Annotated in this window: 21 protein-coding genes; 12 read left to right on the top strand and 9 right to left on the bottom strand. The window is 63.7% G+C overall.

Going from position 1 to position 20,570, the window contains the following annotated elements:
• Positions 1-126 precede the first annotated feature (126 nt).
• Both RPF88_RS28105 and RPF88_RS28100 read right to left on the bottom strand, forming a co-directional pair.
• Positions 127-684, bottom strand: a complete 558-nt coding sequence (locus RPF88_RS28105; RefSeq protein ID WP_006328497.1) for an HNH endonuclease — start codon at positions 682-684, stop codon at positions 127-129.
• A 128-nt stretch (positions 685-812) separates the two neighbouring features.
• Entirely contained in the window at positions 813-1,454 is a 642-nt protein-coding gene (locus RPF88_RS28100) for a DNA-3-methyladenine glycosylase family protein (protein ID WP_013529433.1), read from the bottom strand.
• Between the two features lie 74 nt (positions 1,455-1,528).
• Here RPF88_RS28100 and gluQRS point away from each other — a divergent pair, with 74 nt between their 5' ends.
• Together gluQRS and RPF88_RS28090 are read left to right on the top strand one after the other, a co-directional pair.
• Positions 1,529-2,404 carry a tRNA glutamyl-Q(34) synthetase GluQRS gene (gene gluQRS / locus RPF88_RS28095; protein ID WP_337123573.1) on the top strand — a complete coding sequence of 292 codons (876 nt, stop codon included), beginning with the start codon at positions 1,529-1,531 and terminating at the stop codon, positions 2,402-2,404.
• A gap of 146 nt (positions 2,405-2,550) precedes the next feature.
• The gene (locus RPF88_RS28090) at positions 2,551-3,447 is read left to right on the top strand and encodes a DMT family transporter (RefSeq protein WP_063169083.1); all 897 of its coding nucleotides are present in this window, start codon (positions 2,551-2,553) and stop codon (positions 3,445-3,447) included.
• Positions 3,448-3,565: 118 nt separating this feature from the next.
• On the opposite strand, the gene RPF88_RS28085 is transcribed toward RPF88_RS28090, so the two are convergent.
• A complete protein-coding gene (locus RPF88_RS28085; protein ID WP_013529430.1) occupies positions 3,566-4,417 on the bottom strand; it encodes a YihY/virulence factor BrkB family protein in 852 nt (283 codons plus the stop codon).
• A gap of 55 nt (positions 4,418-4,472) precedes the next feature.
• Here RPF88_RS28085 and RPF88_RS28080 point away from each other — a divergent pair, with 55 nt between their 5' ends.
• The 7 genes from RPF88_RS28080 to RPF88_RS28050 all read left to right on the top strand — a co-directional run bounded on the left by RPF88_RS28080 (position 4,473) and on the right by RPF88_RS28050 (position 10,113).
• Positions 4,473-5,339 carry an SDR family oxidoreductase gene (locus tag RPF88_RS28080; protein WP_082827492.1) on the top strand — a complete coding sequence of 289 codons (867 nt, stop codon included), beginning with the start codon at positions 4,473-4,475 and terminating at the stop codon, positions 5,337-5,339.
• 24 nt (positions 5,340-5,363) lie between these two features.
• Complete coding sequence (locus tag RPF88_RS28075; protein WP_013529428.1) at positions 5,364-5,555, top strand: twin transmembrane helix small protein; 192 nt, start codon at positions 5,364-5,366, stop codon at positions 5,553-5,555.
• Between the two features lie 25 nt (positions 5,556-5,580).
• Positions 5,581-6,162, top strand: coding sequence for a cob(I)yrinic acid a,c-diamide adenosyltransferase (locus RPF88_RS28070; protein ID WP_013529427.1), 582 nt, complete (start codon positions 5,581-5,583; stop codon positions 6,160-6,162).
• A 28-nt stretch (positions 6,163-6,190) separates the two neighbouring features.
• Complete coding sequence (locus RPF88_RS28065) at positions 6,191-6,991, top strand: rhomboid family intramembrane serine protease (RefSeq protein ID WP_337123572.1); 801 nt, start codon at positions 6,191-6,193, stop codon at positions 6,989-6,991.
• 198 nt (positions 6,992-7,189) lie between these two features.
• Positions 7,190-7,939: an electron transfer flavoprotein subunit beta/FixA family protein gene (locus RPF88_RS28060; RefSeq protein ID WP_013529425.1), complete on the top strand. Its 750-nt coding sequence runs from the start codon at positions 7,190-7,192 to the stop codon at positions 7,937-7,939.
• Positions 7,940-8,097: 158 nt separating this feature from the next.
• Entirely contained in the window at positions 8,098-9,027 is a 930-nt protein-coding gene (locus RPF88_RS28055; RefSeq protein ID WP_027162891.1) for an electron transfer flavoprotein subunit alpha/FixB family protein, read from the top strand.
• A 207-nt stretch (positions 9,028-9,234) separates the two neighbouring features.
• Positions 9,235-10,113, top strand: coding sequence for a 3-hydroxybutyryl-CoA dehydrogenase (locus RPF88_RS28050; RefSeq protein ID WP_013529423.1), 879 nt, complete (start codon positions 9,235-9,237; stop codon positions 10,111-10,113).
• A gap of 56 nt (positions 10,114-10,169) precedes the next feature.
• Here RPF88_RS28050 and RPF88_RS28045 read toward each other — a convergent pair whose 3' ends face one another.
• From RPF88_RS28045 to RPF88_RS28035, 3 genes are all read right to left on the bottom strand, one after another.
• Positions 10,170-12,209 (bottom strand): PAS domain S-box protein, encoded by a 2,040-nt coding sequence (locus tag RPF88_RS28045; RefSeq protein WP_337123571.1) that lies wholly within the window; start codon positions 12,207-12,209, stop codon positions 10,170-10,172.
• 134 nt (positions 12,210-12,343) lie between these two features.
• Positions 12,344-12,982, bottom strand: coding sequence for an NrsF family protein (locus RPF88_RS28040; RefSeq protein WP_337123570.1), 639 nt, complete (start codon positions 12,980-12,982; stop codon positions 12,344-12,346).
• Between the two features lies 1 nt (position 12,983).
• On the bottom strand, positions 12,984-13,535 hold the full coding sequence (locus RPF88_RS28035; RefSeq protein ID WP_013529420.1) for a sigma-70 family RNA polymerase sigma factor: 552 nt from the start codon (positions 13,533-13,535) through the stop codon (positions 12,984-12,986).
• Between the two features lie 261 nt (positions 13,536-13,796).
• Between RPF88_RS28035 and RPF88_RS28030 the strand changes: the two genes are divergently transcribed.
• The 3 genes from RPF88_RS28030 (at position 13,797) to RPF88_RS28020 (ending at position 17,638) form a co-directional block, all read left to right on the top strand.
• The gene (locus tag RPF88_RS28030) at positions 13,797-14,804 is read left to right on the top strand and encodes an iron ABC transporter substrate-binding protein (protein WP_013529419.1); all 1,008 of its coding nucleotides are present in this window, start codon (positions 13,797-13,799) and stop codon (positions 14,802-14,804) included.
• 174 nt (positions 14,805-14,978) lie between these two features.
• Positions 14,979-16,559, top strand: coding sequence for an ABC transporter permease (locus RPF88_RS28025; RefSeq protein ID WP_024503777.1), 1,581 nt, complete (start codon positions 14,979-14,981; stop codon positions 16,557-16,559).
• Positions 16,556-17,638: an ABC transporter ATP-binding protein gene (locus RPF88_RS28020; RefSeq protein WP_337123569.1), complete on the top strand. Its 1,083-nt coding sequence runs from the start codon at positions 16,556-16,558 to the stop codon at positions 17,636-17,638. Before RPF88_RS28025 ends, RPF88_RS28020 begins: the two co-directional genes overlap by 4 nt.
• A gap of 36 nt (positions 17,639-17,674) precedes the next feature.
• Here the strand turns inward: RPF88_RS28020 and RPF88_RS28015 are convergent, their stop codons facing one another.
• The 3 genes from RPF88_RS28015 to ugpA are packed head-to-tail and all read right to left on the bottom strand — an operon-like array spanning position 17,675 to position 20,522.
• Positions 17,675-18,736, bottom strand: a complete 1,062-nt coding sequence (locus tag RPF88_RS28015) for a sn-glycerol-3-phosphate import ATP-binding protein UgpC (protein ID WP_024503776.1) — start codon at positions 18,734-18,736, stop codon at positions 17,675-17,677.
• Between the two features lie 7 nt (positions 18,737-18,743).
• Positions 18,744-19,592 carry a sn-glycerol-3-phosphate ABC transporter permease UgpE gene (ugpE, locus tag RPF88_RS28010; protein WP_013529415.1) on the bottom strand — a complete coding sequence of 283 codons (849 nt, stop codon included), beginning with the start codon at positions 19,590-19,592 and terminating at the stop codon, positions 18,744-18,746.
• 9 nt (positions 19,593-19,601) lie between these two features.
• Positions 19,602-20,522 carry a sn-glycerol-3-phosphate ABC transporter permease UgpA gene (gene ugpA, locus RPF88_RS28005; RefSeq protein WP_050580468.1) on the bottom strand — a complete coding sequence of 307 codons (921 nt, stop codon included), beginning with the start codon at positions 20,520-20,522 and terminating at the stop codon, positions 19,602-19,604.
• Between the last annotated feature and the right edge of the window lie 48 nt (positions 20,523-20,570).

Below are 20,570 nucleotides of genomic sequence, written 5' to 3'. Positions count from 1 at the left end.
AATTCGCCGGGCTGAGTCGGATAGGCGCGGCTTTCGAGAACCGGAGCGGAGCGTACTGAAGTACGTGAGCACCGGAAGCGCAGAAAGCTGCGTCAGGCGGCCAGCATGGCGGATTTGTGCCGAACTCTATGGTTCGAGTTCGACATCCCAGTAGAGATAATCCATCCAGCTTTCATGCAGATGGTTGGGCGGGAACAGGCGGCCATTGTTGTGCAGATCGTGAACCGTCGGCTGGAAAGGCTTCTGCAGCGGCCACATCTTGGCGTGCGCCGGCATCATGCCGCCCTTCCTCAAATTGCACGGCGAGCAGGCGGCAACGACATTCTCCCACGTCGTCGCGCCGCCGCGATGGCGTGGGATGACGTGATCGAAGGTCAGGTCCTCCGGCGTGCCGCAATATTGGCACTGGAAGCGATCGCGCAGGAAGACGTTGAAGCGGGTGAAGGCCGGGTGCCTGGAGGGCTTCACATAGGCCTTAAGACTGACAACGCTCGGCAGCTTCATCGAGAAGGTCGGCGAGGAGACGGCGTGCTCGTATTCGGCGACGATGTTCACCCGGTCGAGGAACACCGCCTTAATGGCGTCCTGCCACGACCAGAGCGACAAGGGGTAATAGCTGAGCGGACGGTAATCCGCATTCAGCACCAGTGCTGGAAGCCCATCCGGAGATACGGCAACCGTCACGTGTTCACCTCCTTGGTTCTAGACCCGAACGGCACGGATACTGTAAGCCCGACATGACAGGGATGTGAAGCGGATTGTCGCGTCGCTGAAGCGCCAAAAATGCATGATTTTTATGATTTTTCGCGGATTCAGGCCGGCGGCGCGGCGTCCCGCCCTCTGGTTTCACGATAATAGGACCAGAAAAGCCGCGATGCGACACCTCGCCACGGGCTCCATGATTCGGCCAATGCGATCAGCGTTTTCTCCGGCGGACGCGGCTCGATGCCGAGCGCGTGGCCGACCGCGCTCTGCAGCGCGACATCACGCGCGGGGAAAATGTCGGGGTGCCCGGCGGCAAACAACAGGTACACTTCCGCCGTCCACGGACCGATGCCGGACACCGCCGTCATCGTCGTGATCGCCTCCTCGGCATCGAGCGAACAGAGGTGATGCAGGTCGAGGCCGTCGACCACGGCCTGCGCAATTGCGATCAGGCCGCGCTGCTTCGGCCGCGACAGGCCGGCCTCGCGAAACATGTCCTCGCCGGCGGCCAGGATCGCCTGCGGCGTCAGCGGATCGACGAGCTTGGTCAGCCGGCCGAAGATCGCATCGGCGCTGGCGCGGGACACTTGCTGCGAGACGACGATCGACGCCAGGCTTCGAAACCCCGGTTCGGACAGCCGCAGCGGCACCTCGCCGGCCATGCCGCGCACCTTTTCCAGGCGCGGGTCGATCACGCAAAGCGCATCGAGCCCCCGGGCAATGTCGTCCGATGTCGCGATACGCTGCATGCTTTCTTGTTCCTGAACCGGCAGCACGGTAGCAATTGGCAAAACCGCCGCACAACCCGATTGCCGCCGCAGAGATGACACTCCTGACATTCCGCTTCGCGCCCAGCCCCAATGGCGACCTGCATCTCGGCCACGCCTATTCGGCGCTGCTCAACCGGAAGCTGGCGGCACGGGCGGACGGCCGCCTGCTGCTGCGCATCGAGGATATCGACACGACGCGCTGCACGCCGCAATTCGAGGCCGACGTGCTTGCCGACCTGAAATGGCTGGGGCTTGGCTGGGAAGAGCCGGTGCGCCGCCAGTCCGAGCATTTCGCCGAATACCAGGCGGTGCTCGAGCGGCTGGTCCGGGAGGAACTCGTCTATCCCGCCTTCATGAGCCGTGGCGAGATCCGCGCCTTCATCGCCGACAGCGAAAAGCGTGGGCGCGATTGGCCGCGCGATCCCGATGGCGTGCCGCTCTACCCCGCCGCGGACAAGGCGCTGCCAGTCAAGGAACGCCAGCGGCGGATCGCCGGGAATGCGCCCTTCGCCTGGCGGCTGGATGTCGATGCCGCCTTGGCGCGTGTCGGCAAGGACCTGTCTTGGACCGAATTCGCCGACGAGACGCTTTCCGCGACACGCTCGATCGAAGCCCGTCCGCAGGACTGGGGCGACGTGATCGTGGCGCGCCGCGATATCCCGACCAGCTACCACCTCGCCGTCGTCATGGACGATGCCCTGCAAGGCGTCAGCCACATCGTGCGTGGCCAGGATCTGTTTTCCGCCACCGGCGTGCAGCGCCTGCTGCAGGAACTCCTGGGACTGCCGCAACCCGCCTATTTCCATCATCGTCTCATCCTCGGGCCCGACGGACGAAAACTGTCGAAGAGCCTGGGCGATACCGGCCTTGCCGCCTTGCGCCATGCCGGCGCATCGCCTGACGACATCAGGCGAATGGTCGGGCTTTGAGCCCGGTGAAACCAAGAAGCCACCCCCAGATGGGCCGGCGTTGAATTCCGGTGATCTATGGATCAACCGTTTCGCTTTGCGCGCCGGGGTGAACGGGATTAGAGCATCGCCACGGCAATTCTCTCCAGTGCGGCGGACTCCGGAACATGCACAGCATCAAGCGGTTCATTCCCGCCACCTTCGTCGTTCTGTGGGCGACCGGCTTCATTGGCGCGCGCTACGCCATGCCATGGGCGGAGCCGTTCACCTTCCTCGCCGCGCGGTTCGTCATCGCCGCCATCCTGCTGGCCGTCCTGATGCTTGTATTGGGTTCGAAAAAAGCCACCCGCGAGGAGGCGCTGCATGCCACCGGCGCGGGCATCCTGATGCATGGCGTCTATCTCGGCGCTGTGTTCTGGGCCATCCACAGGGGCATGCCGGCCGGCTTTTCGGCCCTCATCGTCGGCCTGCAGCCGCTGATCACGGCGGTGCTGGCCGGCAAATTCCTCGGCGAGGCGATCCTGCCGCGTCACTGGCTTGGCCTTGGCATCGGCCTCATCGGTATCGTCATCGTGCTGTGGCCGAAGCTCGGCGCGCTCGGCGGCGGCGTGACCGCGGCGACATTGACAGCCTCGCTGGTTTCGGTGCTCGGCATGAGCGCCGGCACCATCTGGCAGAAGCGCTTTGCCTCCGGCGGCGACCTCGTCGCGGCGACCATGTGGCAATATGTCGGCGGTGGCTCGCTGATGCTCGTCGCCTCCCTCGCCTTCGAAACCCACACGGTCGTCATCAATGGCGAACTCATCTTCGCCATGGCCTGGCTGGTGCTGGTGCTGTCGCTCGGCGCCATCTTCCTGCTGATGGTGATGATCCGCGACGGCGAGATGTCGAAGGTGGCCTCGCTGTTCTACCTGGTGCCGGCGGTGACGGCGATCATCGCCTGGGCCCTGTTCGACGAGCAGCTCAACGCACTTCAGATTGCCGGCATGGCGATCACGACATTCGGCGTCGGCCTGGCAACGGCGCGGCAGGCCAAGGGAAGAACTGTGGAATTGAGGAATTGAGGAATTGAGGAATTGAGGAATTGAGGAATTGAGGAATTGAGGAAGAAGCACAGACAGCGCCGGATATGGCCCGCTTTTTCTCCAATTTTTCAGTTCTTCAATTCCTCAATTCGCCCTGTCATCCCACCCGCGCACGCGCCTCCAGGTAGCGGCTGATCGCGGCATTGAGCTCGCCGCCGAGGATGAAGATCGCCGACACCATGTAGAGGAAGACCACGGCGATCATGATCGAGGCCAGGCCGGCATAGGTCGTCACATAGGACGAGAAGTGGTCGAGATAGGTGGCGAAGATGGTCGAACCGATAAGCCATGCCGCCAGCGTGAAGACGATGCCCGGCACCAGCGAGACGAAGCGGCGCTTGCCCGCCGGCAGCCAGAAATGGACGGCAAACAATCCGCCGACAATGACCGCCGAAGCGATGACGTAACGCCATAGCGTAATGGTGCCCATATAGGGCTTGATCCAGTCGATATGGGCTTCCGCGAGCCGCGCCAGCAGCGGCGCGAACACCAGGAGCACGCTGATCGCCAGGAAACCGGCCGTGGCGATGAGAACGAAGATGATGCTCTGCACCCGGCGGTAGATGATGCCGCGCGTTTCCGAGACGCGGTAGGCGCGGTTGAGCGACGTGCGCAGCGCCTCGATGCCGTTCGAGGCAAAATAGGCCGCAAGCACCACACCATAGGTCAAAAGGTCGGTGCGCCTGACGGTCAGCACATTGAGCACTTCGCGCGCGATCGGCTTGGCGATCTGTTCGGGCCAGGTGTCGAAGACCAGATGCACGGCCGTGTCGGAGAACGCCTGCGCGCCGAGGAAGCTCGCCAGCGTCGTCGCGAAGATCAGGAACGGGAACAGCGCCATCAGCGAGGTGATCGCCAGATGGCTGGCCATCGCCCAGCCGTCATCGGTGTTGAAATGGCCAAGTGCGTCGTAGAGGACCCGCTTGAGGGCTACGATCTTCCGCAACAAGAACCGCGCCCTCCAATTGTCTCCACGCCGGGAATATGGGAAGGGATTGCGGCAAATGGCAACCCTTGGCGAAACCACGAACGGTCCGGCGCGGAAGTTGCGCTCGATTATCATCACCGGTGCGTCTTCGGGAATAGGCGCGTACTGCGCCCGCGCGTTGAAGGCGGAAGGCTGGCGGGTGTTCGCAACGGCGCGCAAGCCACAGGACATCGCCGCGCTCGAAGCCGATGGCATCGAGGCCTTCTATCTCGATTATTGCGAGCCGGACTCCATCGCCGCGCTGGTGACGGCGGTGCTCGACCGCACCGGCGGCCGGCTCGACGCCCTGTTCAACAACGGCGCGTATGCGCAGCCGGGCGCCGTCGAGGATCTGCCCGTTGCCGCGCTCAAGCAGCAGTTCGAGGCGAATTTCTTCGGCTGGCATGATTTGACCCGCCGGCTGGTGCCGGTGATGCGCCGCCAGGGTCAGGGCCGCATCGTCCACTGCTCCTCGATCCTTGGCCTCGTGCCGGTGCGCTTTCGCGGCGCCTATTCGGCGTCGAAGCACGCACTGGAGGCCTTGATGCTCTGCCAGCGCCAGGAACTGGCCGGCAGCGGCGTCCACGTTTCGCTGATCGAGCCGGGGCCGGTGAAGTCGAAGATCGCCAGCAATGGCCTCATTTGGTTTCTCAGCAACATCGACCACGAGAATTCCGTGCACCGCGTGGACTATGCGGCGCAACTCGAGCGACTGCGGGCCGGCGGCAGCCAATCGGCCTTGAAGCCAGGGCCGGAAGTGGTTCATGCGGCGCTGCGCCATGCACTTCTGTCGCGGCGCCCACGCCCGCACTATGTGGTAACAGTGCCCGCCAGGATCGGCGCGGTGCTCAGACGCATCCTGCCGGCATCGATGCTTTACCGCCTGATGGCCAAACGCGCCTGAACGCCAACCAACTGGAACGAAGCAATGGCAACCGTCTTCAACATTCTCGCCATTCTGGTCATGGTCGCCGTTGCGGTCGTGCTTGTTCGCGGCCTCATCAACATGATGCGCGGCGGCTCCGGCGTCACCTCGAACAAGCTGATGCAGGCGCGAGTCATGCTGCAGGCCGTGGCGCTGGTGCTGATCCTGCTGGCGGTGTATTTCACCCGCAAGTGAGGATGCCGGCGGCCGGGGAGGCGAAATGGTCAAGCTCAACAAGATCTACACCCGCACCGGCGATGATGGCACCACGGGCCTCGGCACCGGCGAGAGGCGGCTGAAATCCGATCTGCGGGTAGAGGCCTACGGCACGGTCGACGAGGCCAATGCCTGCATCGGCATCGCCAGGGTCCACACGGCCGCGGCCCATCCCGCGATCGACGCCATGCTGTCCCGCATCCAGAACGATCTGTTCGATCTCGGCGCCGATCTCGCCGTACCCGACGACGGCAAGCCGCTCGGCTATGAGCCGCTTCGCATCGTCGCCGTGCAGACCGACCGGGTCGAAAAGGACATCGACCTTCTCAACAAGGAGCTTCAGCCGCTCAAATCCTTCGTGCTCAATGGCGGCACAGCGGCGGCGGCGGCACTTCACCTTGCCCGCACCGTGGCAAGGCGAGCCGAAAGGCTGATGGTCGCACTGGCCCAGGACCCGAACGAGCACGTCAACCGCGACGGTCTGAAATACATCAACCGCGTCTCGGATTTCCTGTTTGTCGCCGCCCGGGCGGTCAATGACAACGGAAACGCCGACGTGCTATGGGTTCCCGGCAAGAACCGCTGATTGTCGAAAGCGGAAGAGGGCCTGGGGCATGTTCATCCCGCTTTACGACACCAACAGGCTGCGCCACATCCGCCTGCAATATGTGACCATCGGGCTGATCGTGGTCAACGCCCTGGTCTACCTCGTCACCGCGCTCGGCGGCGAGAGTTTCTCCAATGCCGCCGTGCTTGGTCTCGGCTTCATCCCGTCGGTCGTCCATGACACCGCCGAGCTCGATCCCCGTTTTATCGTCATCCCCGAAAGCCTGAGCTACCTCACCTATTCCTTCCTGCATGCCGACATCTTCCACCTCGGCGGCAACATGCTGTTCCTGTGGGTGTTCGGCGACAATGTCGAGGACGCGCTCGGTCACATCCGCTACCTCATCTTCTACCTGTTGTGCGCGATCGCCGGCGCCGCCTTCCAGGGCCTCGTCGCCTGGGACTCGCAGGTGCCGCTGATCGGTGCCTCGGGCGCCATCGCCGGCGTGGTCGTCGCCTATCTGATCCTTTATCCCAGGGTGAAGGTCTGGGTGTTGGCCTTCGCCCGCATCCCGCTGCGCATTCCGGCCTTCATCCCGCTCATCCTGTGGGTCCTTTTCCAGGTGGTGATGTTTGCCGCCGGCGGCGAGGATCAGATCTCCTGGGCCTGCCATATCGGCGGCATCATCGCCGGCGCCGTTCTGGTGCTTGTCTTGCGTAGCCGCGGCGTGCCGCTGTTTGCCGGCGCCGACGAAGACGTCGCGCCCGCCGCGCCCGACCAGCCGCCGGTTGCCACGGAACCGCTGATCCCCGATCAACCCGCCGCGACACCGCGCTGGGGACGCGGAAACGCTTCCAGTTCGGACTGAACCGATTTGAGCCACTTGCAGCGTATTGACGTGCAGGGTTGCCGCAACTACGGAAACGTCTCCGCCGCAACCTAAGGCGGGCAAAGACCAGAATTTCCATCCGGCCAGAATTTCCACCTGGAATGTCGGCTTTCGACAACTCAGAACGGGCGCAGGCTGTTATAGCGCGCCCAATTAGCGTGAAGAGGTGACAGGCAAATGAAGATCCTTGTGCCCGTGAAGCGGGTTGTGGATGCGAACGTCAAGGTTCGCGTGAAGGCTGATGGTTCGGCGGTGGAGCTCGCCAACGTCAAGATGGCGATGAACCCGTTCGACGAGATCGCGGTTGAAGAGGCGATCCGGCTGAAGGAAGCTGGCAAGGCGGAAGAAATCATCGTCGTCTCGATCGGCCCGCAGCAGGCGCAGGAAACCCTGCGCACGGCGCTCGCCATGGGCGCCGACCGCGCCATCCTGGTCAAGACCGACGAACAGACCGAGCCGCTCGGCGTCGCCAAGGTGCTGAAGGGCGTCGTCGACGCCGAGCAGCCCGGCCTCGTCATCCTCGGCAAGCAGGCGATCGACGACGATTCCAACCAGACCGGCCAGATGCTGGCGGCACTGTTGGGCTGGGCGCAGGGCACCTTCGCCTCCAAGATCGTGCTCGACGGCGACAAGGCCAAGGTGACGCGCGAAGTCGATGGCGGCCTGCAGACGGTGGAACTGAAGATGCCGGTGATCGTCACCGCCGACCTTCGCCTCAACCAGCCGCGCTATGCCTCGCTGCCCAACATCATGAAGGCCAAGAAGAAGCAGCTCGACGAGAAGAGCCCGGCCGACTACGGCGCCGATGTCAAGCCGCGGCTGAAGGTCATCAAGACCGAAGAGCCGAGCGGCCGCAAGGCAGGCGTCAAGGTCAAGAGCGTCGCTGAGCTGGTCGACAAGCTGAAGAACGAAGCCGGCGTGCTGTAAGGAAATCCGATGAGGCCGGCCTGCAAACGGCTGGCTTCTCCGCTTCCGGTGCTCACGTACAGAAGTACGCTCCGCTCCGGTTCTCGAAACCAACCGTTTTCGACTCGGCCTGACCGGATTTCAGGGAGCCGCGAAGACGAAAGTCAGGAATATCATCAATGGCTATTCTTCTGATTGCAGAACACGACAACGCAACCCTTTCCGACCAGACCGCCAAGGCGCTGTCGGCCGCGCTGCAGATCGGCTCGGACGTGCATGTGCTGGTTGCCGGCAAGGGCGCCAAGCCGGCAGCCGACGCTGCCGCCAAGCTGAAGGGCGTGAGCAAGGTGCTGTTGGCCGAGGCCGACGAGCTTGCCGAGCGCCTGGCCGAACCGACGGCAGCGCTCATTGTGTCGCTGGCGGGCGCCTACGACACCATCATCGCGCCGGCGACCTCGTCGGGCAAGAATGTCGCGCCGCGCGTGGCTGCGCTCCTCGATGTCGCGCAGGTGTCCGAGATCATCGAAATCGTATCGCCCGACACCTTCAAGCGGCCGATCTATGCCGGCAACGCCATCCAGACGGTGCAGTCGAGCGACGCCAAGAAGGTGATCACCGTGCGCACCGCCTCCTTCCAGGCAGCCCCCGAGGGCGGCTCGGCAGCCGTCGAGACCGTCAAGGCCGCGGCCAATCCGGGCCTCTCCACCTTCATCGAGAACAAGCTTTCCGAGACCGACCGTCCGGAGCTGACCTCGGCCAAGATCATCATCTCGGGCGGCCGCGCGCTGGGCTCCTCGGAGAAATTCCAGGAGGTCATCCTGCCGGTTGCCGACAAGCTCGGCGCCGCGGTCGGCGCTTCCCGCGCCGCCGTCGATGCCGGCTATGCGCCGAACGACTGGCAGGTCGGCCAGACCGGCAAGGTGGTTGCCCCCGATCTCTACATCGCGGTCGGCATCTCCGGCGCCATCCAGCACCTTGCCGGCATGAAGGATTCCAAGGTCATCGTCGCCATCAACAAGGACGAGGAGGCGCCGATTTTCCAGGTTGCCGACTACGGCCTCGTCGGGGACCTGTTCGTCATCCTGCCGGAACTGCAAAAGGCGCTTTGACGCTTTCTGCCAAAGCGTATTAAATGGTGAGGGTGGGGTAGACGAAGTCGCCCCGCCCTTTTAGTTTGCACCGCACAAAAAGCAGGCCGCAAAGGCTGAAAGCAATCCAGCAAAGTGCGCAGCGGTTTTGCGTCCGGGATTGCGGTAAAATAAAAGGTGGAGCGCTTTCGCAGTTCAAGCGGAAGGGTTCAGGACGGGATCGGTGTAATGAGCAAGATCGAGACGATCGGCATCATCGGCGCGGGCCAGATGGGTGGCGGCATCGCCCATGTCTCCGCGCTTTCAGGCTACAAGGTATTGATCTACGATATCTCGCCCGACCGCATCGAGAAGGGCATCGCCACGATCAGCGGCAACATGGCCCGCCAGGTGGGGTCCGGCAAGCTCGACGAGAAGGTGCGCAACGATGCGATGGGCCGCATTTCGGCCGCGCCCGCGATGGCCGATCTTGCGGGTGCTGACCTGGTGATCGAGGCGGCGACCGAGGACGAGACGGTCAAGCGCAAGATCTACGCCCAGCTTTGTCCGCAGCTCAATCCCGAAGCCATCCTGGCGACCAACACCTCGTCGATCTCGATCACGCGGCTTGCCGCGCAGACCGACCGGCCCGAGCGGTTCATCGGCATACATTTCATGAACCCGGTACCGCTGATGAAGCTGGTCGAACTGGTGCGCGGCATCGCCACCGAGGACCAGACCTTCGAGGCAGCCAAAACCTATGTGAAGCAGCTCGACAAGACGATCACGGTCTCGGAGGATTTTCCTGCCTTCATCGTCAACCGCATCCTGCTGCCGATGATCAACGAGGCGATCTACACGCTCTATGAGGGTGTCGGCTCGGTCGACGCCATCGACACCGCCATGCGGCTCGGCGCCAACCATCCGATGGGGCCGCTGCAGCTGGCTGACTTCATCGGGCTCGATACCTGCCTGTCGATCATGCAGGTGCTGCATGACGGCCTGTCGGACTCCAAGTACCGCCCTTGCCCGCTACTGGTGAAATATGTCGAGGCCGGCTGGCTCGGCCGCAAGACCGGGCGCGGCTTCTACGACTATCGCGGCGAGCATCCCGTCCCGACGCGCTGAGCGGATCGTCGGCGCAAATCAGGGACAAGCCTTTCGGTTCAGCGGCGACGGATCTATCAGGAGGCCACCGCCAGTGGCTCTGTCCGGCCATCCACGATCTGTGCGTCGGGCGCCACGGAGACACAGCCACGGCCCGCCGCCTTGGCGGCATAGCAAGCCGCATCGGCCCTGGCGATGATCTCGTCGACCTCGCCACAATTGGCATTGATCGCAGCCAAGCCGATGCTGGCGCCGATCACGTGAGGACGGCCGTCCCAGGTGAAGTCTAGCCCGCCGATCGCATCGATGATGGAGCGCGCCGCGATCTTGGCGCCGGCTGCCGAACCCGATTTCAAAATGACCGCGAATTCGTCGCCGCCGAGGCGAGCGACGATGTCGTCTGGACCAAGCACGCCGCGAATAGCCACGGCAACCCGCTTCAGCAGCGCGTCTCCCGCCGCGTGGCCACCCGTGTCGTTGACCAGTTTGAAGTGGTCGAGGTCGATGAACATGAACTGATGTCCGGCGCCTCCGACCGACCTTGTCGTGTCGCCGACCGACCTTGTCGTGTCGGCGGTGCCGTCCTTGCGCGCCTGGCCGACGAGGTCCTCCATGGCGCGGATGAAGCTGGAGCGGTTGGCAAGGCCGGTCAGCGCATCGTGTGCCGCGGCGTGGGCGAGCTGGCGCTGCAGCGCGCGCGCATCGGTAAAGTCCTGGAAGACGATGACCAGCCCGCAGAATTCGTTGCGGTCGTTGACGATCGGCGACACCACCTGGCGGATGCTGCAGCGCGTGTCGTCGCGCCGGATGAGGACGGCGCGGCTGTTCTGGTCGGCGGGCGCATGAACGCCAACCGCGGGCCGGGTCACGCCGATCCTGTGCCCCGTCTCCTCGTCGACCGCCCAGTAGACATGGCCAAGCATCTTGCCGAGAGCCTCGCCGCCGGCAATCCCGGTCAGCTTTTCGGCGACCGGGTTCATGAAGGTGATCCGGTTTGCGGCATCGGTGCAGATGACGGCATCGCCGATCGATTGCAGCGTCACCCTCAGCCGCTCCTTTTCATCGGCAAGCATTGCCGCCGACACAGTGAGGCGCTCTTCGGCCTCCTTGCGGCGGGTGATGTCGGTCAAGCTGCCGATGGCCCTGATCAGCCGTCCATCCTCATCACGTTCGATGGCCTTGCCGCGGTCGAGGATCCACACCCAGTGGCCATCCTTGTGGCGCATCCTGAACTCGGCCTCAAAGAACGGTGTCTTGCCCTCGAGATGAGCGCGATCCGCTTCGGCGACAGTCTCGCGATCATCAGGATGGATCATCGTCAGCCAGCGGTCGGTGTCGCCATCGAGCTCGCCATCCGCATAGCCCAGCATCTTGACCCAGGTCGAGGAATAGGTCGTGCCGCCCTTGCGCATGTCGAGGTCCCAGACGCCCTGGCCGGCGCCGGCGAGCGCGAAATTCCAACGCGTTTCCGCTTCGGCAATGCGCGCCTCGGCCTGCTTGCGAGCGTCGATGTTTTCGATTTGCGAGACGAGATAGAGCGGGCGGCCGCTGGTCTCATCGCGAATGACCGAACCGGCAAGATGGGCCCAGACAGGCGTTCCGTCCTTGCGGAGATAGCGCTTCTCGAAATGGAAGGAATTGACCGTGCCCGCCTTCAGATCGTCCATCGTCTCCCGCCCGATCTGCTGGTCGTCGGGATGCGTGATCTGGAAGAAAGTCAGCGCCTCGATCTCTTCGCTTGTGTAGCCAAGCATGGCCGCGAAGGCCGGATTGGTCTGGCGGATGCGCCCATCGAGACCGACAACGACGATACCGATCGCTGAATCCTCCATGGCGCGGCGGAAGCGCAGCTCGCTCTCGGCGATCTGTTGGCGATCCCTGCTGATCCTGCGGATGGACAGGGCGGCGAGGAACAGCGCGCCCGCCGCCACTGCCATCGCGATCTGCAGGCAGAGTTTCAAGGCTTCGGTGCCCAGGTCCAGGCGCGACAGCAGGATCGAGGCCGCCAGTACGCCCACGCCGGCGACGAGCAACGCCAGCCCTGCACGCCCAAGAGATTCTCGGCTGGTCAATCCTCGCCACATCACGATACGTGCCACCCCCGTGCGCAAACGCATGTTCTCGCCTCAACCTTGGCGGATCGATTTTAAGGAAAGGTTGCGTCAGGCATTCCGGTGCCATCGCTAACCGGCAAACAATTGCCGGCATGATTAAGGATCGGTATGCGCGAGCGGGCTAGCGTGGCGCAACGCTACCAGCGCACGAAAAACCGTCCGCCGAGCGCGCCAAGCAATGCGAGCGCTGCAATGGCTATCGTGTACCAGGTGGCGACGAAAAGCGGCGAATCGTCGAAGCAGTGGGCGGCATAGAAGGTTGCCGCCAGCCCGCCGGCGAGCAGGCCTGCCACCGCACCGGCAAACACCGGCCGTGTCGGCGCCCCGTAGCGCAGCATCCACAGGAAGATGGCAAGCGGACCGAGGCCGATTAGCGGGATGAAAGCCATGCAGATCATCATGTTGGAGCCGACCATTTTGGTTCCCCACAGCGCCTCCGGCACCATGAAAAGCTCCAGAACCACCGCCACGGCTACCAGCACTGGCGCCGCAGCCATCCCAACCATCGCCCGGCCCGTCGACGCACCCGGTGTCGACAAGGCGCGGATCAGGGCGAAGGCGCTGACGGCAAGCACGATGGTGAAGACGAATTTGGAAAGGAAGCGCATCGTGTGCGCGGCCGCCATGAAATCCGGGCGTGGGCCGATGGTCAGCAGGAAAACGACGGCCGCGATCACCGCTGCCGCACCGGCGGCCAGCCACCAGGCCGATTGCAGCGGCATCGCCTTGCTGGTTGCATCGGCGTCCAGCGCCTTGATGAGATCGTCCGTTCTCATGTCATTCCCGCCCGAACCGCCCCTGCCCGAATCGCTTGGCTATCGCGGCAAGTCCGCGATGCAGCGACACCCGCACCGCCGTCTCGCTGATGCCGAACTTTGCCGCCGTCTCGCCGATGGACCGCCCTTCCACCGACACGGCCGAGACCACGGAGCGCTGAGCCGGCGACAGACCGTCCAATGCACGGTTGATGTCGCGCTCGCTGACGGTCTCGGTTTCCGGCTCGGCGAACGTCTCGGCGATATCGTCGACGTCGATCTCGATGCGCCGTCCGCGCCGCCTGAACGCATCGATCAGCTTGAAGCGGGCAATCGCATAGACCCACGGCAACACCGGCGCATCCTGACGCCAGGTATGCCGTTTCACATGAATGGCCAGCAAGGTTTCCTGCACGACATCCTCGGGATCGACCCCGCCCTGCACGATCTTGCGCCTGGCAAAACCGCGAACCAGCGCGGCAATCCGGTGCAGAAAGTCGGCGTAAGCCCTTTCATCTCCCGCGATCGCGGCCCGCATCAGCCGGGAAAGTTCGGCCTCGTCCTTGCCGCTCACAAGAGTTCACTCCCCGATTTTCGCGTCTCGGCGCTGATTTGTTACGTGGCCGGCGAAATAATGTCCAAGCCAAACTGTCGGCAAATCACGAAAGTTTGCGGCATCGCCGAACCGTGAGCATCACGCGGAATTGTCCGTTCGGCACCGACCTTTGCACGTCAGCGACCGATTGAAGCACACCAACAATGTTGACTATAGCTGTCATGTATCGATAGGTGCAGCCGTGACAGACCTAGGACCCCCGAAATCGAGGACAATGCCATGAAATACGCTCTTTCCACCCTCGCCGGCGCCGCCGCGCTGGCAATCAGCCTCATCGCCGGTCCGGCAAAGGCGGAAGAGGATGGCATCATTGTCTACAACGCCCAGCACGAAAGCCTGACCAAGGCGTGGGCCGAAGGCTTCACCAAGGAAACAGGCATCAAGGTCACCGTGCGCAATGGCGGCGACAGCGATTTCTCCAACCAGATCGTCGCCGAGGGCGCTGCTTCGCCCGCAGACGTCTTCCTGACCGAAAACTCACCGGCCATGGCGCTGGTCGAAAGCGCCGGCCTGTTCGCGCCGGTCGACGCGGACACGCTGGCGCAGGTTCCCCAGGACTATCAGCCGGCCAGCGGCAAATGGGTCGGCGTTGCCGCGCGCAGCACGGTCTTTGCCTATAACAAGACCAAGCTGACTGCCGACCAGTTGCCCAAGTCGATGCTGGACCTCGCCGATCCGAGCTGGAAAGGCCGTTGGGCCGCCTCCCCCTCGGGCGCCGATTTCCAGGCCATCGTCAGCGCCCTGCTCCAGCTCAAAGGTGAAGCCGCTACCGCCGACTGGCTGAAGGCGATGAAAACCAATTTCACCGCCTACAAGGGCAACAGCACGGTGATGAAGGCGGTCAATGCCGGCGAGATCGAAGGCGGCGTGATCTATCACTATTACTATTTCGGCGATCAGGCCAAGACCGGCGAAAACAGCAAGAATGTCGCGCTGCACTATTTCAAGAACCAGGATCCGGGCGCCTTCGTCTCGATCTCCGGCGGCGGTGTGCTGGCTTCGAGCAAGCATCCGAAGGAAGCCCAGGCGTTCCTGAAATGGCTGACAGGCAAAGGCGGTCAGGACGTGTTGAAAACCGGCGATTCCTTCGAGTACGCGGTCGGCAAGGGTGCGGACTCCAACCCGAAGCTGGTGCCGCTCGCCGATCTGCAGGCGCCGAAGGTCGATGCCACGACGCTGAACTCCAAGAAGGTCACCGATCTGATGACGGCAGCCGGCTTGCTTTAGTTGCCATTCGTCCTAAAAGGACACCCGACCACGCTCCCGCGGGAATTCGCCTTCCGCGGGAGTGATTTTGTTTTTCGAGATGGCATTCGTCGATGACGACACGCTGTGTTCCCGACCGCGATTGCGGTCTTTCAATTGCTGCCGCTGGACGGCAACGGCACGGCGTCTGACCTGATGCAGTCCGCGGTCGATCTCGCGCATTCGGGCCTGCCTTCGGGCACAGGCCGAAGGGCTCGGCGACGCGCACCGCTTTGGCTGGTCCTCGCCGCCATCTTCGTTGCGCTGCTGGCGCTGGTGCCGCTTGCCTTCATCATCTGGATCGCGGTGCAGACCGGCTGGGAAACAGTCTCGGCACTGGTCTTCCGGCCGCGTGTCGGCGAGCTTCTGGTCAACACTGTCCTGCTGGTCGCGCTCTCGGTGCCGATCACCATCGTGCTGTCGGTTTCGCTGGCCTGGTTGACCGAGCGCAGCGACCTGCCGGGCGCCCGGCTCTGGGCCTGGCTGTGCGTGGCGCCGCTCGCCATCCCGGCTTTTGTGCACAGCTATGCCTGGGTCACCATGGTGCCGGGACTGCACGGCCTGTGGGCCGGCGTGCTGGTTTCCGTGATCGCCTATTTCCCGTTCCTGTATCTGCCGGTGTCGGCGGCGTTGCGCCGTCTCGATCCCGCCCTGGAAGACGCCGCCGCCGCACTCGGCCTTGGGCCCCGGCGCGTGTTCTGGCGGGTCGTGCTGCCGCAATTGCGGCTCGCCATCTGCGGCGGCTCGCTGCTGGTCGGCCTGCATCTGCTGGCCGAGTACGGCCTCTATGTCTTCATCCGCTTCGACACCTTCACCACGGCGATCGTCGACCAGTTCCAGTCGACCTTCAATGGACCGGCCGCCAACATGCTGGCCGGCGTGCTGGTCAGCTGCTGCTTCGTGCTGCTCGGCCTCGAAGTGCTGGTGCGCGGCGAGGAGCGCTATGCCCGTGTCGGCTCCGGCGCGGCGCGCCATCAGCAACGCACAAGCCTCGGACGCGCCACCCTGCCTAGCCTGCTCTTGCTAGTCGTCATCACGCTTTTGGCGCTCGGCGTGCCGTTCGTCACCATTGGCGGCTGGCTTGCCGCCGGCGGCTCCGCTGTCTGGCGCTTGGACGAGATCGGCCTGGCGCTTGGCCAGACGCTGTTCCTGGCGCTCGCCGGCGCGTTGCTCGCCACCGTCGCCGCCATGCCGATGGCCTGGATCTCGATCCGCGCGCCGGGGCCATTGCAGCGTCTTCTGGAGGGCTGCAACTACATCGTCGGCTCGCTGCCCGGGGTCGTCATCGCACTGGCGCTGGTCACCATCACCGTACGCATCGCGCTGCCGCTCTACCAGACCTTGTTCACCATCCTGGTTGCCTATGCGCTGATGTTCCTGCCGCGCGCGCTGGTCAGCCTGCGGGCATCGATCGCGCAGGCGCCGGTCGAGCTCGAACGCGCCGCTTCCAGCCTCGGCCGGCCGCCGCTGCAGGCGCTGTGGTCGACGACGATCCGCCTGTCGGCGCCGGGTGCCGCGGCCGGCATGGCCCTGGTGGCGCTCGGCATCATGAACGAACTGACCGCCACCCAGATGCTGGCGCCCAACGGCACCCGCACGCTGGCGATGGCTTTCTGGTCCTACAGTGGCGAGATTGATTATGCCTCGGCGGCACCCTACGCCTTCATCATGGTGGCGATGTCGCTGCCCTTGACCTGGCTGCTCTATGTCCAGTCGAAACGGATGGCCGGACGATGAGCTTTCTCGAAATCAGCGGCCTGCACAAGCAATACGGCCCCGTGGCGGCCCTTGCCGGCGTCGACCTGAGCGTCGCCAGCGGCAGCCGCACGGCGATCGTCGGTCCTTCCGGTTGCGGCAAGACGACCCTGCTGCGGCTGATTGCCGGCTTCGAGGCTCCGGACCAGGGCCACATCACGCTCGACGGTGCCATATTGGCCAACGGCGGCGCTGCGGTGCCGGCATATCGCCGAGGCATCGGTGTGGTGGCGCAGGATGGTGCCCTGTTTCCGCATCTGACCATTGGCGACAATATCGGTTTCGGCATGGGCCGCGGCGAGGACAAGCGCGCTGAGCGCATCGTCGAGCTCGCCTATATCGTCGGGCTCGACAAGGCGATCCTCAAACGCCGCCCGCACGAGCTTTCCGGCGGCCAGCAGCAGCGTGTGGCGCTGGCCCGGGCCATGGCGATGAAGCCCAGGCTGATGCTTCTCGACGAGCCGTTCTCGGCGCTCGATACCGGCCTGCGCGCCTCGATGCGCAAGGCGGTGGCCGAGCTTCTGGAGGCCGCCGGCATCACCACCATCCTGGTGACGCACGACCAGGCCGAAGCGCTGTCCTTCGCCAGCCAGGTCGCGGTGATGCGCGACGGCAAGTTCTCGCAAATCGGCACGCCGCGCGAGCTCTATTTCAAGCCGAAGGACAGGATGATCGCCGAATTCCTCGGCGACGCCATCATCCTGCCGGCCAAGATATCAAATGGCTTCGCCAACTCGCCGCTCGGCCGCATCGCGGTCGACACCCATGACAGCCGCGATATCGCCCGCATCATGCTTCGCCCGGAGCAGATCGCGCTGAAGAGAACGTCGCGCGAGGGTATGTCCGGCACCTCGGACATGCTGTTCGGCGAGGTGACGGAATCCGAATTCGCCGGCTCGATGTGCACGGTCGCGGTGCGGCTCTTGAACAATGCCGATCCGCCCGATGCGGCAGCGATCGGCAACACGCCGCTGGTCCTGCGCAAACCGGGCATGGACGCGCCGGCGGTCGGCGAGATCGTCCGGCTGACTGTATCGGGAAAGGCGCATGTCTTCGCCTGAACGCCGCGTGGGTGGAGCGTAGGCATATCTTTCTGATTAGCCGACGCGCTTTCCGGCCTGATCGAACCAGTGCAGCTTTTCTGCCTTGGCAACCACGCGCAATTGGTTGCCAACCGTGGCGGTGGCGCGACCCGCGACCCGCACGACGATCCTGCTGCCACCTGCAGCACAGTGAAGGAAACTTTCGGCGCCTACCGGTTCGACTGCCTCGACCAGCGCCGGCAGGATGAGCGCGCCGGACGGTGCCTCGGACCCGAAGGTGACGTCGGCATCCTCGGGGCGGAAGCCGAGCGTGACGGCGTTCGCAGGCGCAAATTCAATCGTCTTGCCATCAGCCAGCGCCGGACCAGCCGGGCCTTGCGAAAGGGGCAGGAGATTCATCGGCGGCGCGCCAATGAAGGAAGCGACGAAGGTCGAGGCCGGCCTTTCGTAGACGTCGAGCGGCGCCCCCATTTGCTCGACCAGTCCGGCATTCATGACGACGAGGATGTCGGCCAACGTCATCGCCTCGAGCTGGTCATGTGTGACATAGACCGACGTGACGCCAAGCGAGCGCTGCAGGTTCTTTATCTCGACGCGCATCTGGCCACGCAATTTGGCATCGAGATTGGAAAGCGGCTCGTCGAACAGGAAAACTCTCGGATTGCGCACAATGGCACGACCCATGGCGACACGCTGGCGCTGGCCGCCGGAAAGCTCGCGCGGGCGGCGGTCGAGCAGCGCCGAAAGTTCCAGTATTTTCGCCGTCGCGCGGACCCGGCTGTCGATCTCATCTTTCGGCGTGCCGCGGTTGCGCAGCCCATAGGCCATGTTGTCGTAGACTTTCATATGCGGATAGAGCGCGTAGTTCTGGAACACCATGGCGATGTCACGCTCGGTCGGACCGGTTGAGTTTACGATCTTGCCGTCGATCGCAACTGTTCCCGAGGAGATGGTTTCAAGCCCGGCGATCATTCTGAGCAGCGTGGACTTGCCGCAACCCGACGGGCCGACCAGCACGCAAAGCTCCTTGTCGGGAACCGCGATTGAAACGCCCTTCACGGCCTCGAAACCGCTGGGGTAGACCTTCTTCACATCCTTCAGATCGACGGTCGCCATCAGCTTCTCACTTTTCGGAATCGACCAGGCCGCGAACGAACCAGCGTTGCATCAGCACCACGACCAGGATCGGCGGCACGATGGCCAGCATCGCTGTAACCATGACCAGGTGCCATTGCGTATCGGCATCGGCGAAGGAGACCATCTTTCTGAGCGCGATGACGATCGTGTTCATGTTGCTGCTGTTGGTGACGAGCAACGGCCACAGATACTGTGTCCAGCCATAAATGAAGAGGATGACGAACAGCGCCGCGATATTTGTCCGCGACAGCGGCAACAGGATATCGAAGAAGAAGCGCCACGGCCCCGCACCGTCGACCCGCGCCGCCTCAACCAATTCGCCAGGAATCGTCATGAAGAACTGGCGGAACAGCAGCGTGGCGGTGGCCGAGGCGATCAGCGGGATGATCAGGCCCGCATAAGTGTCGATCATGCCGAGATCGACCATCACCTTGTAGGTTGGCAGGATGCGCACCTCGACGGGGAGCATCAGGGTGATGAAGATCAGCCAGAAGAAGGTCATGCGCAGCGGAAAGCGGAAGAACACGATCGCATAGGCAGACAGGATCGAGATGAATATCTTTCCCACCGCGATGCCGAGCGCCATGATCGTCGTGTTGAGCAGCAGCCTGCCGACGCTGACGCCGCCGATGCGGCCGACACCGCCGAACAATGCCTCGCTGTAATTGTTCCAGAACTGATCGCCGGGCAGGAGCGGCAATGGCGGCCTGAGGATCGTTTGCAGCGTCTGCGTCGAGGCAACGAACGTGTAGTAGATCGGGAAGGCGACGATCAATATGCCGAGGATCAGCATGGCGTGGGCGATGACGGTGCGGAGCGGTGACTGGCCGATCATCGCTCGCCCTCAGCCGTAATGGACTTTGCGTTCCACATAGCGGAACTGGATGGCGGTGAGCGAGATGACGATGATCATCAGGATGACCGACTGCGCCGCCGAGTCACCGAGGATCAGATTGACGAAGCCGTCATTGTAGACCTTGTAGACCAGCGTCTCAGTCGTCTTGCCCGGACCGCCCCCGGTGACGGCATGGACGATGCCGAACGTGTCGAACAGGGCATAGACGGTGTTGACGACCAGCAGGAAGAAGGTCGTCGGCGCAAGCAGCGGGAAGACGATGGTCCAGAATCGCTTGGTCTCGCCGGCGCCGTCCATGGCCGCCGCCTCGATCAAGGCTTTCGGCACCGCCTGCAGGCCGGCGACGAAGAACAGGAAATTGTAGCTGATCTGCTTCCAGGCAGCGGCGGACACCAGCAGGATCATGGCGTGGGTGCCATTGAGCAGTGGATCCCAGGCGATGCCGAAACTCCTCAGCATGTAGGCCAGCGACCCGATCGAAGGGTTGAAGAGGAATAGCCACAGCATACCGGCAATCGCCGGCGCCACCGCGTAGGGCCAGATCAAGAGCGTGCGGTAGAGACCTTTGCCGCGCACCACCTTCTCTGCCATGACCGCCAGCAGGAGCGCCACGCACATGGCGACGATAGCGGTCGCAAGGGAAAACACCACCGTGACCTTGATCGAGTTCAGGTAGGCCGGATCGGCAAGCACTTTCCTGAAATTGGCGAACCAGACGAACTTGGTCCTCAGCCCGAACGGATCCTGCCTGAGCATGGATTGGTAGAACGCCTGACCGGCCGGCCAGTAGAAAAAAACGAGCGTGATGGCCAGTTGCGGCGCCACAAGCAGGTAGGGAAGGACCTTGTTGGGGAACACGACGCGAGGGGTCACGGAGCCACTCCGAGGTGATGAGGCGGGCGGCACCATGCGGCACCCCTCTCCGCCAAGATGGCTTTGATGAGCGTCTCGGACTGG

It is taken from the genome of Mesorhizobium sp. ISC11, from assembly GCF_037162595.1.
Classification (GTDB): Bacteria; Pseudomonadota; Alphaproteobacteria; order Rhizobiales; family Rhizobiaceae; genus Mesorhizobium; species Mesorhizobium ciceri.
This window is presented reverse-complemented; position numbering and strand designations above follow the sequence as displayed.